Origin of the sequence: Herbihabitans rhizosphaerae, assembly GCF_004216555.1 — a bacterium.
Classification (GTDB): Bacteria; Actinomycetota; Actinomycetes; order Mycobacteriales; family Pseudonocardiaceae; genus Herbihabitans; species Herbihabitans rhizosphaerae.
In genome coordinates this window covers 242,291-256,731 of the sequence record NZ_SGWQ01000004.1, presented here as the reverse complement: position 1 = coordinate 256,731, position 14,441 = coordinate 242,291, and the positions used below count along the sequence as shown (strand labels likewise).

Below are 14,441 nucleotides of genomic sequence, written 5' to 3'. Positions count from 1 at the left end.
AACCACCCCACACCCGAGTCTTTGTGCATCATTGATGACATGACCACCCCCGCGCCAACTCCGGCCGCCGCCGACGTCGCGGCCGCCGCCGAGCGCATCTCCGGCCACGTCCGCCGCACGCCGATCCTGCGCACCGAGATCGACGGCCGGCCGCTGGTCCTGAAACTGGAGCAGCTCCAGCGCACCGGCTCGTTCAAACTCCGCGGCGCCACCAACAAACTGCTCGCCGGCGAGCGGCCCGAGCGGGTGGTCACCGCGTCCGGCGGCAACCACGGGCTGGCCGTCGCGACCGCGGCGTCCACGCTCGGCGTGCCGGTGACCGTGCACGCGCCGAGCTTCGTGCCGGAGCTCAAGACGCGCAGGATGGTCGAGGCGGGCGCGCGCGTCGTGCGGCACGACGACTCGGGCGCGGCGTTCACCACGGCGGCTCAGGAGGGCACCGAGCCGGGCAACCTCTACCTGCACCCGTACGACGACCCGCACGTGATCGCCGGCCAGGGCACGGTCACGGCGGAGATCATCGAGGACGCGCCGGACGTCGACTCGATCGTCGTCGCGGTGGGCGGCGGTGGGCTGATCGCGGGTGCCGCGGTCGCGGCCGGCGGGCGGGCGATCATCGCGGTGGAGCCGAAGGGGTGCCCGTGCCTGCACGACGCGCTCGAGGCCGGCCACCCTGTCGAGTCCACTGTGGACTCGGTGGCGGCGTCCGGGCTGGGCGCCAACCGGGTCGGCGACCTTCCGCTGGCGATCCTCACCGCGACCGGCGTGGAGTCGATCCTGGTGGCGGACAAGGAGATCGTGGCCGCCAGGGATCGGCTCTGGGAGGAGCTGCGGCTCGCCGTGGAGCCGGCAGCTGCGGTCGGGTTCGCCGCGTGGCTGGCCGACCGGGTGCCCGGTGAGCTGCCCGCGCTGATCATCTGCGGTGCGAACACGGAGTGGCTGCCCAGCTAGTCTCAGAACTCTGGTTTCTCGTCGTCGATGACCTTGTCGCTAGCACTGTGGTGAGTGGTAACCACTCTGCGGGTACTTCACCCGAACGGACGCTGATCCGCCAACAAGTCCCACATACGTTGGCGTCCAGAGGTCGTGAGTCGGGGCACGCATGGCATCTGGAGGAACCCGTTGCGTCTCCGAAGACCCGTTGTCGCCGTCGCGGCTGCCCTGCTCACCGCTGTCGGGCTGGCGTCGCCGGCCACGGCAGCACCATCGGCACCGCCACTTTCCCCTCAGGACAACGCGTTTCGGCAGATCGAAGCGCTGCAGAAGATCAAGGCCAGCGCCAAGGAAGAGTCCAAAGTAGACAGCCGGATCACGGTCGAGCGCGCCCGCCAGGAACGGTCCGCCGCGCTCCCCCGGCTCGCCCCCGCCGCCTTGGTCTCCCCCGCCAGCACGGTGACCGTGGACATCCGAACCACCTCCGTGTCACCGGACCTGATCGCCCAGCTCACCCGCTCCGGCGCCGGCGTGCGCGCGGTGTCGCACCGCTACGACTCGGTGCGCGCCGAGGTGCCGCTGACCGCCGTCACCGCGCTCGCCGCCCGCCCCGACGTGAAGGCCGTCGAGGTCGCCGGCGAGGCGATCACCGCGCGCGCCAACCCCCGGCAGCGCAAGCCGGAATCCAAGCAGGACAAGGCGAATCGCATCGCGGAGAACACGCGGCGGGCGCTGACCGATCGCGCCGCCCCGATCATCAGCGAGGGCGATCGCGCGCACAACGCCGACACCGCGCGCCAGCAGTTCGGCGTGACCGGGGTCGGGGTGAAGATCTGCGCGCTGTCCGACGGCGTGGACTCGCTGTCCACCTCGCAGGCCGCGGGCGAACTCGGCCCGGTCGACGTGCTGCCCGGCCAGGCCGGCGACGGTGACGAGGGCACCGCGATGCTGGAGATCATCCACGACGTCGCGCCCGGCGCCGACCTCGGCTACGCCACCGCGTTCACCAGCGACGCGAGCTTCGCCGACAACATCAGGGCGCTGCGCTTCCAGGCCGGCTGCGACGTGATCGTGGACGACGTCCTGTACTTCAAGGAGTCGCCGTTCCAGGACTGGATCATCGCGCAGGCGGTGAACGACGTGACCACGGCCGGCGCGCTGTACTTCTCCTCGGCCGGCAACGAGGGCAACACCGTCGACGGGACCGCGGGCCACTGGGAGGGCGACTACGTCAACTCCGGCCAGGTGATCGGCAAGTGGGCGGGCCACGCGCACGACTTCGACCCCGGACCGGGCACGCAGATCTTCCAGCCGCTGTCCGCCGAGTCGCGCGGCGTGCCGGTGACCCTGCACTGGTCGGACCCGATCGGTGCGTCCGGCAACGACTACGACCTGTACCTGCTGAACGCGGCGGGCGACGTGATCGCGGCGAGCCAGGACTACCAGGACGGCACCCAGGATCCGTACGAGCGGCTGAACACGCCGACCGCCCTGATGCCCGGCCTGCGGCTGGCCGTCGTGAAGTTCGCCGGCGCCGACCGGTACGTGTCGCTGTCCGCGCTGCGCGGGCGGTTCACCGACTCGACCGACGGGCTCAAGGCGTTCAGCACACCGGGCGTGACGCTCGGGCATTCCGCCGCCCGCAAGGCGTTCAGCGTCGCGGCGGCGCCGGCGAACCTGCCGCTGCCGTTCGACCTGGAGCCGGGTGATCCGCCGAACCCGCGCGGCCCGTTCCCGGGTGCCTACGACGCGGCAAGCTCGCTCGAGCGGTTCACCTCCGACGGGCCACGACGGGTTTTCTACGAGGCCGACGGCACGCCGATCACGCCGGGCGACGTGGGCTCCACCGGCGGCGAGGTGCGGCAGAAGCCGGACATCACCGCGGCCGACGGCGTGCGCACCAGCGTGCAGGACTTCGATCCGTTCTTCGGCACGTCGGCGTCCGCGCCGCACGCCGCGGCGATCGCCGGGCTGGTGCTGTCCGGCAACCCGGGGCTGCCCGACTCGGAGGTGCGCGAGGCGTTGATCAACACCGCGATCGACCTCGGCGCGCCGGGTGTCGACAACCGGGCCGGCGCGGGGATGATCATGGTCGACCGGGTGCTCGCCTACACCGGCGCCAGCCCGCAACCTCGTGCCAGGGCGGCGAATCCGACGATCCGCGCCAACGACGGCGGGGCGTATCTCGACCCGGGTGACACGGCGACGATCACGCTGCCGGTGACCAACTCGGGCGACGCGCCGGCCGTGTCCACCAGCGTCGTGCTCACCTCGCCGACGCCGGGCGTGACGATCGCGCCGAGGTCGAAGTCCTACGGCACGGTGGATCGCGGGCAGACCGTGGTGAACACGTTCCAGCTCACGATTCCGGCGTCGCATCCGGTCGGACTGCCGGTGCGGATCGACACGAGGGTCACCTTCGCCGGCGCGCTGTCACCCACAACGGTGACCTTCACCGCCGAGGTGGGGCAATCCTCGCCGGTGGTGAACCACTTCGCCTACGCCGGCGCGCCGGTCGCCATTCCGGACGACAGCCCGCTCGGCGCGACCGTGCCGATCACCGTGTCCGGTGTGGGGCGCGCGTCGAAGCTGGCGTTCTCCGTGGACGGCCAGACCTGTTCCGCCACAGCGGGTTCCACCACCGTCGGCATCGACCACACGTGGGTCGCGGACATGGTCGGCACGCTCACCTCGCCGTCCGGGGCCAGCGCGGTGGTGTTCGCCGGAGGCGGAGGCGGCGGCAACAACATGTGCCAGGTGGTGTTCGACGACACGGCGGCGCGGGCGTTCGCGTCCGCGTTCTCCGCCGAGGCGCCGTTCACCGGAACCTGGCGGCCGGACCAAGCGCTCGACCGCCTGCGGGCCGACGCGGTGGACGGCACGTGGACCTTCACGGTAATCGACACAGTGGCCGACGACACCGGCACCGTGCGCGCGGTTTCCTTGCACGCCAACGGATATGTGACACCGACAGGACCATGACCGGGGGTGCCCGGGGCTCACCCGACCCTGCTGCGGGTCGAGCCCCGGGCACGGCGTTTCCACTGCCGGCGCAGCTCTTCGGCGAACGCGCGCAGTGCCGGCCGGCGACCGCTCTCCTCGCGCCACACCGCGAAGATCCGCCGCGACATCGTGGGGCGCACGGGCACCAGCAGCACGTCGGCCGGCACCGAGTCGCCGGCAAGGCGCGGGATCAGCGCGATGCCGAGGCCGGCCGACACGAGCGCGAGCTGGGTCGGGAACTCGGCGGCGTAGTGCGCGATGTCCGGCTCGTGGCCCTTGGCGCGAAACGTCGAGGTGAGCCAGTCCAGGCAGATCGTGCCGGGCGTGGAGATGATCCACCGCTCCTCGATCAGCTCGTCGAACGACAGCCAGCCGCGGCCGGCCAGCCGGTGATCGTCGCGCAGCGCCACGTCCGCCGGATCGGTGCCGATCTCCATTGTGGACAGTCGCTCCGGGACGGTGATCGGCACGTTGGCCCAGTCCTGGGTGACCACCACGTCGAGGTCTCCGCGCGACACCGCGGCGATCGCCTGGTAGGGCTCGATCTCGCGCATCGTGATCCGCAGGCCGGGGTGCCGCTCAGTCAAATCGACGAGCACCTCCGGCAACAGGCCGCGCGCCGCCGTGGCGAACGCGCCGACGGCGAGCCGGCCCACCACCTGACCGCGCCGCTCGTCCAGGTCGGCCTCGGCCGCCTCCACCGCGGCGAGGATCGTCTCGGCGTGCTTGGCCAGCAGCAGCCCCTCCTCGGTGAGCCGGGAGCCACGGCCGTGCCGCTCGATCAGCGTGCACTTGGCCTCCCGCTCCAGCTTGGACACCTGCTGGGACACCGCGGACGGCGTGAGGTGCAACACGTCGGCCGCCGCGGCCAGGGTGCCCTGGTCGGCGACCGCACGCAGCACACGCAGCCTGGTCAGGTCGAACATGTAGCGATGCTAACTCAACGAGGCGACCATAATTAACTTGTGCTTCACGCTGGTCGGAGACGACCGTGAGGGCGTGCCACACCGGATGACCACCGCGCACCTGTTCCTCGCCGTCGCGCTGGCCGCGGCGTGGGGCTTCAACTTCGTCGTGATCACCGCCGGACTCGACCACTTCCCACCGCTGTTGTTCAACGCGCTGCGGTTCTTCGTCGCCGCGGTCCCGGCGATCTTCTTCCTGCGCCACCCCGGCGTGCCGTGGCGCTGGGTGGCCCTGGTCGCGCTCACCCTCGGCGTGCTCAAGTTCAGCCTGCTGTTCTTCGGGATGGCGGAGGGCATGCCGCCGGGCCTGTCCTCGCTGGTGTTGCAGTCGCAGGCGCTGTTCACCGCGATCCTGGCCACCACCCTGCTCGGGGAACGCCTTGGCGGCAGGCAGAAACTCGGCCTGCTGGTCGCGTTCGTCGGAGTCGGGCTGATCGCGCTGGACCTCGGCGCGACCGCCCCGCTGACCGCGTTCGCGCTCGCCATCGGCGCCGCCGCGATGTGGGGCGTGAGCAACGTGATCATCCGCAAGGCCGCGCCGCCGGACAACCTGCGGTTCATGGTGTGGGTCGGCGCGCTGGCCGTGCTCCCGCTGACCACGCTGTCGCTGATCGTGGACGGGCCGCGGGCCGACTGGGAGGCGCTGCGCACGGTGCCGTGGTCGGCCGTCGCCGCGGTGCTCTACGTCGGGCTGGTCGCCACCGTGCTCGGATTCGGCACCTGGGGCTACCTCATTCGCACCTACTCGGCGTCGACGGTCGCGCCGTTCTCCCTGCTGGTGCCGGTGTTCGGGATGGGCTCGGCGTGGCTGTTCGTGGACGAGTCGGTCAGCCTGCCGCGAATCCTCGCCGGCCTGCTGATCGTCGGCGGCGTCCTGGTCGGGGTGATCGGCGTGCGGCGGCCCGAGCGGATCACCGGCACGCCTACGCAGGGCGACGTAGGCGAACCCACGCCCGTGCGCTGATGCGCGCATGCCGCCCGCACACGACCATGTACCCATGGCCACTGTGCGCGCGATCGGAACCAGGCTGGCGACCTCGTGGACCGAGGGCCGGCGGGTCGAGCGGATCGCCTACCTCGTCGGCGCGGTGCTGTTCGTCAGCGGCTTGTTCCACGTCGTGGTCCTGTACGCCGACGGCGGATCGTGGGAGGGCCCGCTGTCATGGCGCAAGGCCGTCACGTTCGGCCTGTCGTTCGGACTCACCCTGGCGACCGTCGCGTGGGTGACCTCGTTTGTCCACATGGGACGAAGGACGCGCGCCATCGGGCTCGGCGGGTTCACCGCCGCGTGCGTGCTCGAAGTGGGCCTGGTGTCCATGCAGACCTGGCGCGGAGTGGCGTCGCACTTCAACCGCGAGACGGCGTTCGACAGCACGATCTCCACCGTGCTCGCCGCCGGCGGCGCGGTCATCATCATCACGATCGGCATCCTCACGGTGGCCATGTTCCGAAGCGCGGAAGCGTTGCCCCGCATGCGTTTGGCCATTCGAGTCAGCATGCTCGCCTTTGTCGGCGCGTTGGGAATCGGCGCCGCGATGATCGCCAAGGGCGTGATCATCTCCCGGTCCGGTGACCCGACGGCGGCCTATTCGGCGGCGGGTTCGCTCAAGCCGGCGCACGCGGTGCTGATGCACGCGATTCTCGTACTGCCCGCGCTGGACTGGCTGCTGTCGTTCACGACGTGGACACGTGCCGCCCGCGATCGGGTGCTGTGGCTGGGCATCGGCTCCTACGGCGTGCTCGCCGCGATCATCACCGTCGAGTCGTTCACCGACACGCATCCGCTGGACGCGCCGCTGCTCGCCGAGATCGCCACGGTCGCCGCGGTGCTGGCGCTGGTGGTCGCCGGCGTCGCCGCGCTCCGCGGTGTACTCACCAGTAGGGTCGAGGAATGCGAGCCATCCAGATCACCGAGTTCGGCGGCCCCGACGTCCTGAGGCTTGCCGACGTGCCCGCGCCCGAGGCGAAGGCGGGCGAGCTGCTGATCGACGTGTCGCGGGCCGGCGTCAACTACGCGGACACGCACAACGCGGAGAACACCTACCTCGCGCCGGCGTCGCTGCCGCTGATCCCGGGCAACGAGGTGGTCGGCCGTGCCGCCGACGGCCGCCGGATGGTCGCGCAGGTCACCACCGGCGGGTACGCCGAGCAGGCGGTGGCGCCCGAGTTCACCGCGTTCGAGGTGCCGGACGAGTTGGACGACACCACGGCGCTGGCGATCGTGGTCCAGGGCCTGACCGCCTGGCTGCTGCTGCGCACCAGCGCGCACCTGGAGCAGGGCGAGTCGGTGGTGGTGCACGCGGCGGCCGGCGGGGTCGGGACGCTCGCCGTGCAGTTGGCCAAATCGTTCGGCGCGGGGCGGGTGATCGCGACGGCGAGCAGTCAGGCCAAGCGCGATCTGGCGCTGGAGCTGGGCGCGGACGTGGCGATCGATCCGGCGTCCGAGGACCTCACGGCGGCGATCATCGAAGCCAACGAGGGCCGGCGGGTGGACGTCGTACTGGAGATGACCGGTGGTCCGGTGACCGACGCCAGCCTGGTCGCGCTCGCGCCGCTGGGCCGGCTGGTGTTCTACGGCATGGCGAGCCGGGTGCCGCCGAAGCCGGTCGCGATGCCCAATCTGCTGTCGCACTCGACCACGGTCAGCGGGCTGTGGCTGCCGCACGCGTACGCCCGGCCGGGCCTGGTGCCGCGCGCGATGCAGGAGCTGTTCTCCTTGGCGCGTGAGGGAAAGCTGCGCGCGATCGCCGGCGGCGACTACCCGCTGTCCGAGGCGCGGCGGGCACACGAGGACATCCGTTCCCGCCGTACGACCGGCAAACTGGTGCTCGACCCGAAGACATAGGACTGTCGGTCCGCGCGGGTAGCGTTCCCCGCCGTGACCGATCGCGCCGACGTGCCGCCCGACGTACTCAGCAGGCTGAGCCGGGTGTGTCTCGCGCTGCCCGAGGCGTACCAGGAGCCGGCCTGGGTGGGCGTGCGCTGGCGGATTCGCAAGAAGACCTTCGCGCACGTGGCCACGATCGATCCCGAGCGGCAGCGCGCCTACGCCAGGGCGGCCGGCACCGCCGAGTCGATCTGCTCGCTGACGTTCCGCTCCACCGGCGACGAGTTGCACGCGCTGAGCAACGCGGGCCACCCGTTCTTCAAGCCGGACTGGAGCCCGGAGGTGATCGGCATGATCATCGACGACGGCGTCGACTGGGACGAGGTCGCCGAGCTGCTGACCGACAGCTACTGCGTGCGGGCGCCCAAGAAGCTGGCCGCACTGGTGCACGGGCCGGTCTAGCGGCGCCGCCGTGCCTTCCGCGGCTTGCGGCCCCAGGTGCAGACGAACTGGTAGAACCAGGCGCGGAAGCGCGGCTCGAGCATCAGCGTGCGGTATCGCGCCAGCTCGTCCTCGGTGATCCCGCCGCTGATCAGCCGCTCGTGGAGTTGCAGAACGTAGTTGCGATGCAGCAGGCATCCGGTGGTGCCGCCCGCGACGGTCCGCGAGTACTCCTGCCCGCTGATGTCGGTGAGACCGGCGTCGGCCATGTGCTGATCGACCTCGTGTGCCCAGGTCATCGAGACACCCACCTCGCGGGCCAGAAAGGTGTGGGCGACGTGCTGCACCCGGTCGAACACCCGCTCGTCGGCCGGGGTCGGTGCGCTGAGCACCCGCCGGGGGCGATCACTGAAGTCGCCGATCACCAGCCATCCGCCGGGAGCGAGCGCGTCGACGAGGGTCCTGAGGATCTCCACGCGGCGCGGCAGGTGCATGAGCAGGAGCCGGGCGTGGATGAGGTCGAACGGCCCGGCGACCGGCAAGCCGTCGTTGATGTCGTGCCGGTGCACGTCCACGCCGGGCTCCGCGGTGACGTAGTCGACGTCCAGGTCGACGCTGACCACCGTGCCGGTCGGGCCGGTTCGCTCGGCGAGCCAGCGGGTGATCGAGCCGCCGCCGGCTCCCAGCTCCAGGCACCGCTGGCCGGCTTCGATTCCGATCTCGTCGAGGTAGGCCGTGGTCCGGGCGTCCAGCAGCTCCTCCAGATAGCTCACCTGCTTGCGTCCGAGGTGGGACGCGGTGTCCAGGTGGTACTCGTGCTTCGCGGCGCGGCTCTCGACGGTCATGCGCGCCATCCTGCGTCGACCCGCTTACACGGCACTTACGTCCGGCTAAGCTGATCAGAACCGGTGGGGAGGATGACGGTCGTGCGGTTCGAGGTGCTGGGGCCGCTGCGAGTGCACCGCGACGGCGACGCGGTCACCGTCTCCGGAACGCTGCGCCGGAACCTGCTGGCCGTGCTCCTCGCCCGCGCGAACGAGCCGGTGGCGGCGAGCACGCTCCTGGACACCCTGTGGGGGCGCCAGGACGGCCAAGACGCGGCCGGCCTGCGGCGGCTCCAGGTGCAGGTGCACCGGTTGCGCGGCACGCTCGACGATCCCGAGCGGCTCTCCTTCGGCCCGAGCGGCTACTGCCTGCGGGTGCGGGCCGGCGAGCTGGACGCCGATCAGTTCGGTGCGCTGCTCGACGAGGCGAGCGCGGCCGACCCGCGGCGGTGCGTCGAGCTGACTCGCGAGGCGCTGGACCTGTGGCGTGGCAGTCCCTATCAGGGCTTCGACGTTCCCGATCTGCTCGGCGAGATCCAGCGGCTGTCCGAACGCCGGCTGGTCGCGGTGGAACAGCTGCACGCCGCGGAGCTTCGGCTCGGCCGGCACGCCGAGGTGACCGGTGAACTGACCGACCTGGTGCGCCAGCATCCGCTTCGGGAGCGGCTGCACGGCCTGCTGATGACGGCGCTGTACCTGAGCGGCCGGCAGGCGGACGCGCTGGCCGCCTACCGCGGCGCGCGCGACGTGCTGGCCGAGGATCTCGGCCTCGATCCCGGCCCCGAACTGCGGGCTCTGGAAGGGCAGATCCTGCGCGGCGAGCGAATCGAGGTCACCGCACCGGCGCACGCCGTCCCGGCCCAGCTCCCGCGCGACGCCGCCGGATTCGTCGGCCGGACGGCGGAACTGGCGCGACTCGACCGGCTGCTGACCGAGGCGACGGCACCGGTCGCGGCGATCACGGGCACCGGCGGCGCGGGGAAGACGGCGCTCGCGGTGCGGTGGGCGCACCGGAACAGGGACCGGTTCCACGACGGTCAACTGTATGTCGATCTTCGCGGATACGGCCCCGACCAACCGCTGTCGGCCGACGAGACGCTCACCGCACTGCTGCGCGCTCTCGGTCTGGACGGCGCCGCGATCCCGCAGGAGCCGACCGAGCGCGCGGCGCGCTTCCGCACCGCGGTCGACCGGAAGAATCTGCTGATCCTGCTGGACAACGCCCACTCGACCGCGCAGATCCGGCCGCTGCTGCCGGGCACCGACACCTGCTTCGTGCTGGTCACCAGCCGCGACTCGCTCAGCGGACTGGTGGCGCGCGAGGGTGCGCACCGCGTCGCCCTCGGCCGCATGACCGCCGAGGAGGCACACGACCTGCTCGGGGAACTGCTCGGCGAGCGCTACCACGCCGAACCCGAGGCCGCCGCCGAGCTGATCGAACGCTGCGTCCGGCTGCCACTGGCCCTGCGCATCGCCGCCGAGCGGGTCCGCGAGCGAGCCGTGGCCGAACTCGTCACCGAACTCGCCGACGAGCGCGCCCGGCTCGACCTGCTCGACAGCGGCGACCCCGACACGTCGGTGCGGGCCGTGTTCGCCACCTCCTACCGCCGGCTCGAGCCCGAGGCCGCTCGCCTGTTCCGGCTGTTCGGGGTGCACCCCGGACACGACACCGACGTTCACTCCCTCACCGCGCTCACCGGCGGCGACAGCCCACGAACCACCCGGCGCCTGCTCGACACGCTGGTCCGAGCGCACCTCGTGGACGAGACCGCCGGCCAGCGGTACGTCCTGCACGATCTGCTCGCGACCTACGCCGCCGAGCTCACCGAGACCGTCGACACTCCGGCCGAGCGCGTCGGCGCACTCACCCGCCTGCTCGACTACTACCTGCACACCGCGTCGCGGGCGGTGCGGTTCCTCGCCCCGGACGACCTGGAGATCAACGAGCTGAACCTGCCCGACTCCCCGGTCGCCGCGGCGCCGAATCTGTCCGACTACGGCGCCGCGTTGAGCTGGCTCGACCGGGAGCGCGCCAACCTGATCCGCGTGGCGGAATCCGCCGCCGCGCGTGGCCTGCCGGCGTACACCACCAGCCTGTCCCGGGTGTTGTCCTGGTACCTCGACGTCGCCATGTACCTCGACGACGCCGAGCGACTGCACACCAGGGCACTCGACATCGCACGCGACCACGACGATCCGGTCGCCGAGGGGATCGCGCTGCGCGCGCTGGGCCTGGTGCACCTGTGTGCGCACCGGTTCGCCGACGCGGAGCGGAGCTTCGAGGAATCCCTTGCCCTGCACGAGAAAGCGGACGCGCGGGTCTTCCAGGCGACCACGCTGAACCACCTCGGCGCCCTGTGCGGCTTCGCCGGCCGGGTGGAGGACGGGATCCGGCACCTGCGACGGTCGGCCGACCTGTTCCACGAGTTCGGGCATCGGCTGATGGCCGAGCGACCGCTGACCACCCTGGCGCAGTTGTACCTTCGCCAGGGCCGGCCCGAGGACGCGCTCGGCTGCCTGCGCCACGCGTTCACCGTCGCCGAGGAACACGACTACCCGCCCGGCCAGTTCCAGACCTCGTACGCCCTCGCCGGGGTCTACCGGGACACCGGCCGGTACTCCGACGCGCTCGAGTGCGCACACCGGGCACTGCACATCGCGCGCCGCTCCCGATTCCCGAACCACGAGACGATCGCGCTGTACCGCATCGGCACGATCCACACGCGACTCGGCGAGTTCACCGAAGCACTGCGATTCCACGGTCAGGCGCTGGCGATCGCGCGGACCTCGTCGAGCACGCAACTCGAGGCCACCGTGCTGAACGGGACGGCCGAGACGCACGCCGCCGCCGGTGCGTCGGCCGAGGCGAGGCGCTGCCACCTGGACGCGATGACCGCCGCCGCCAACCGCGGCGCGAGGTACGAGCACGCGCGGGCACACGCCGGCCTCGGCGATCTCCACCAGCGGCACGGCGAGCACGACAAGGCCGTCGAGCACTGGCAACAGGCGCTCACCACCTACCGCGAACTCCGCGCGCCACGAGCCGAGGAGATCGCGGAGAAGCTCGCAGCGGTCTCCGGCTAAGCGCTAGCGCGGCGGCGCGGTGGTGCCGCCGACTCGCAGGTGCACCGGCAGCAGCACGTCCTCCGGGGTCCGGCCGGCCAGCAGGTCGGTCACCATCCGGCCGGCGATCCGCCCCTTCTCCACCATCGGCTGCACCGCCGTGGTCAGGGTGAGCGGGTCCAGCCACGGCGTGTCGATCCCGTCGAAGCCGGCCACACTGAGGTCCTCGGGCACCCGCAGGCCGAGTTCGTGCGCCGCCTGGATCACGCCGGCGGCGAGCAGGTCGCTGTGCGCGACGATCGCGGTGGGCGGCTCGTCGACGTCCAGTAGCGCCCGGCCGGCGGCCCGCCCCTCCTCCACCGTGCTGGCCGCCGCCTCCCAGGCGTGGACGGATGCGCCGATCGCCTCCTCGGTGCCGCGCAGCCGGTCGGCGAACACCACCGAGCCGGACAGATCCCGCCGCGCCCGATCGAGGAACCCACGCTGGCGACCCGGCCGCCACGGCAGCACGACGGCGGCGATTCGCTTGTGCCCCAAGGAAAGGATGTGCTCGGTCACCTCGCGGGAGGCGCCGATGTTGTCGATGTCCACCAGCGACACGCCGGGCATGCGCGGGCCTTCGATGCCGACCATCGGGATCTCCCGCACGCGCAGCGGCTCGACGAGCGGCTCCTCCTCCAGGTCGCAGGTGGCGAACACGGCGGCGTCCAGCGGCGCGGCGGCGAGCTGCTCGGTGCTCGGGCCGGCCCGCTCGTCGTTGCCGGTCAGCACGAGCAGCCCGGGGCCGACCGGGCCCAGCTCCTCGGCGAGCCCGTCGAGCAGCGCGATCGCCACCGGGTCGCGGAACGCGTGCCGCAGCCGCTCGGCGAACACCACGCCGATGATCCCGGTGCGGCCCTGGCGCAGTGACCGCGCCATCGGGTCGGGTCCGGCGTAACCGAGTTCGGCGGCCGCGTCGAGCACCCGCTGCCGTGTCCGCTCGGACACCGGGCCCGCGCCGGAGAACGCCAGCGACGCGGTGGACACCGACACGCCGGCCGAGGCCGCCACGTGGGTCAGCGTTGGGCGTGTGGTGCGGGCCATGGGGAACTTCCTTGACGCTCGCGGACGGTCCCGTGCACACTACACGAAACGTTTCGATCGAAACGATTCGACCGAGGGGACGCCGTGCTGCTCACGACAACCGTGCCGCCCGTGCTCCGTGCGCGGAACGCCGTGGCGATCGTGTTCGCCGCCAACGGGTTCGCGTTCGCGTCGTGGATCGCCCGCGTGCCGGAGTCGCGTGACGCGCTCGGCCTCACCCCGGGCGGGCTCGGCGCGCTGCTGCTCGCCATCTCGGTCGGCTCGCTGATCGCCCTGCCCGCCGCCGGCTCGCTGATCCACCGGTTCGGCGCGGCGACCGTGGTGACCGTGGGCTCGGTGGTGGACGCGGCGGGGCTCGCGGTCGCCGGGCTCGGCGCGGGCACGTCCGCGTCCGTGTGGCTCGCCGCCGTCGGCCTGTTCGCGCTCGGCTTCGGCTCGGGATCGTGGGACGTGGCGATGAACGTCGAGGGCGCGGCGGTCGAGCGGGACCTGGGGCGCACGGTCATGCCGCGGTTCCACGCCGCGTTCAGCCTCGGCACGGTCCTCGGTGCCGGCCTCGGTGCGGCCGCCGCGGCGGCCCGGCTGCCGGTCACCGTGCACCTACTGGCAGCGGCACTCCTGGTCGCCGTGGTCGCGGTGCGCGCCGCACGGGCGTTCCTCCCCGCGTCCGACGAGGAAGCCGTTGAGCCACAAGGGAAACAGTCGAGCACGATGCGCGCCTGGCTCGAGCCGAGGACGCTGGTCATCGGGGTCATGGTGCTCGCCATGGCGCTCACCGAGGGCACCGCGAACGACTGGCTCGCGGTCGCGCTGGTGGACGGCTACGACGTGCCGGAGTGGGTCGGCGCGGCCGGGTTCGCCGCGTTCGTCACGGCGATGACCACCGGCCGCATGATCGGCCCGGTGGCACTGGACCGCTACGGCCGCACCCGCGTGCTGTGGTCGACGATGGCGCTGGCCGGCGCGGGCGTGCTGATCGTGGTGTTCGGCACGTGGCCGCCGCTGGTCGTGGTCGGCATCCTGCTGTGGGGCCTCGGCGCGTCACTCGGGTTCCCGGTCGGCATGAGCGCCGCGGCCGACGACCCGGAGCACGCCGCCGCGCGGGTCAGCGTGGTGTCGACGATCGGGTACACCGCGTTCCTCGCCGGCCCGCCGCTGCTCGGGTTCCTCGGCGACCACATCGGCACCCTGCGCGCCCTGCTCGTGGTCGCCGTTCTGCTGATCCCGTCCGCGCTCGCGGTCACCGCCGCCCGAGCCCCGCAAACGCGCGAGTCCCGCGCTGGGACACGGTGAGTCCCGCGC

11 protein-coding genes are annotated in these 14,441 nt (G+C 72.0%); 8 read left to right on the top strand and 3 right to left on the bottom strand.

What is annotated here, in order from left to right:
* The first annotated feature begins 39 nt into the window (after nucleotides 1–39).
* Together EV193_RS14575 and EV193_RS14570 are read left to right on the top strand one after the other, a co-directional pair.
* Nucleotides 40–951 (top strand): serine/threonine dehydratase, encoded by a 912-nt coding sequence (locus EV193_RS14575; RefSeq protein WP_130344644.1) that lies wholly within the window; start codon nucleotides 40–42, stop codon nucleotides 949–951.
* A gap of 171 nt (nucleotides 952–1,122) precedes the next feature.
* Entirely contained in the window at nucleotides 1,123–3,915 is a 2,793-nt protein-coding gene (locus EV193_RS14570; RefSeq protein WP_130344643.1) for a S8 family serine peptidase, read from the top strand.
* A gap of 17 nt (nucleotides 3,916–3,932) precedes the next feature.
* On the opposite strand, the gene EV193_RS14565 is transcribed toward EV193_RS14570, so the two are convergent.
* Nucleotides 3,933–4,862: a LysR family transcriptional regulator gene (locus EV193_RS14565; protein WP_130344642.1), complete on the bottom strand. Its 930-nt coding sequence runs from the start codon at nucleotides 4,860–4,862 to the stop codon at nucleotides 3,933–3,935.
* A 37-nt stretch (nucleotides 4,863–4,899) separates the two neighbouring features.
* On the opposite strand from EV193_RS14565, the gene EV193_RS14560 reads away from it, so the two are divergent.
* The 4 genes from EV193_RS14560 to EV193_RS14545 are packed head-to-tail and all read left to right on the top strand — an operon-like array spanning nucleotide 4,900 to nucleotide 8,190.
* A complete protein-coding gene (locus EV193_RS14560; RefSeq protein ID WP_207222642.1) occupies nucleotides 4,900–5,865 on the top strand; it encodes an EamA family transporter in 966 nt (321 codons plus the stop codon).
* A 34-nt stretch (nucleotides 5,866–5,899) separates the two neighbouring features.
* Complete coding sequence (locus tag EV193_RS14555; RefSeq protein ID WP_130344641.1) at nucleotides 5,900–6,838, top strand: hypothetical protein; 939 nt, start codon at nucleotides 5,900–5,902, stop codon at nucleotides 6,836–6,838.
* A complete protein-coding gene (locus tag EV193_RS14550) occupies nucleotides 6,793–7,746 on the top strand; it encodes a quinone oxidoreductase family protein (protein WP_130344640.1) in 954 nt (317 codons plus the stop codon). Before EV193_RS14555 ends, EV193_RS14550 begins: the two co-directional genes overlap by 46 nt.
* Before the next feature lie 33 nt (nucleotides 7,747–7,779).
* On the top strand, nucleotides 7,780–8,190 hold the full coding sequence (locus EV193_RS14545) for an MmcQ/YjbR family DNA-binding protein (protein WP_130344639.1): 411 nt from the start codon (nucleotides 7,780–7,782) through the stop codon (nucleotides 8,188–8,190).
* Here the strand turns inward: EV193_RS14545 and EV193_RS14540 are convergent.
* Nucleotides 8,187–9,014, bottom strand: coding sequence for a class I SAM-dependent methyltransferase (locus EV193_RS14540; RefSeq protein ID WP_165401350.1), 828 nt, complete (start codon nucleotides 9,012–9,014; stop codon nucleotides 8,187–8,189). The genes EV193_RS14545 and EV193_RS14540 overlap by 4 nt on opposite strands.
* Nucleotides 9,015–9,086: 72 nt before the next feature.
* Between EV193_RS14540 and EV193_RS14535 the strand changes: the two genes are divergently transcribed.
* Entirely contained in the window at nucleotides 9,087–12,077 is a 2,991-nt protein-coding gene (locus EV193_RS14535; RefSeq protein ID WP_130344637.1) for an AfsR/SARP family transcriptional regulator, read from the top strand.
* 3 nt (nucleotides 12,078–12,080) lie between these two features.
* Here the strand turns inward: EV193_RS14535 and EV193_RS14530 are convergent, their stop codons facing one another.
* Nucleotides 12,081–13,139, bottom strand: a complete 1,059-nt coding sequence (locus EV193_RS14530; RefSeq protein ID WP_130344636.1) for a LacI family DNA-binding transcriptional regulator — start codon at nucleotides 13,137–13,139, stop codon at nucleotides 12,081–12,083.
* An 84-nt stretch (nucleotides 13,140–13,223) separates the two neighbouring features.
* Here EV193_RS14530 and EV193_RS14525 point away from each other — a divergent pair, with 84 nt between their 5' ends.
* A complete protein-coding gene (locus EV193_RS14525; protein WP_207222641.1) occupies nucleotides 13,224–14,432 on the top strand; it encodes an MFS transporter in 1,209 nt (402 codons plus the stop codon).
* The last annotated feature ends 9 nt before the right edge of the window (nucleotides 14,433–14,441 follow it).

Coding starts and splice junctions, on each gene's coding strand:
- EV193_RS14575 (WP_130344644.1), top strand. CDS start 40: ATGACCACCCCCGCGCCAACTCCGGCCGCCGCCGACGTCGCGGCCGCC.
- EV193_RS14565 (WP_130344642.1), bottom strand. CDS start 4,862: ATGTTCGACCTGACCAGGCTGCGTGTGCTGCGTGCGGTCGCCGACCAG.
- EV193_RS14555 (WP_130344641.1), top strand. CDS start 5,900: ATGGCCACTGTGCGCGCGATCGGAACCAGGCTGGCGACCTCGTGGACC.
- EV193_RS14550 (WP_130344640.1), top strand. CDS start 6,793: ATGCGAGCCATCCAGATCACCGAGTTCGGCGGCCCCGACGTCCTGAGG.
- EV193_RS14540 (WP_165401350.1), bottom strand. CDS start 9,014: ATGACCGTCGAGAGCCGCGCCGCGAAGCACGAGTACCACCTGGACACC.
- EV193_RS14535 (WP_130344637.1), top strand. CDS start 9,087: ATGACGGTCGTGCGGTTCGAGGTGCTGGGGCCGCTGCGAGTGCACCGC.
- EV193_RS14530 (WP_130344636.1), bottom strand. CDS start 13,139: ATGGCCCGCACCACACGCCCAACGCTGACCCACGTGGCGGCCTCGGCC.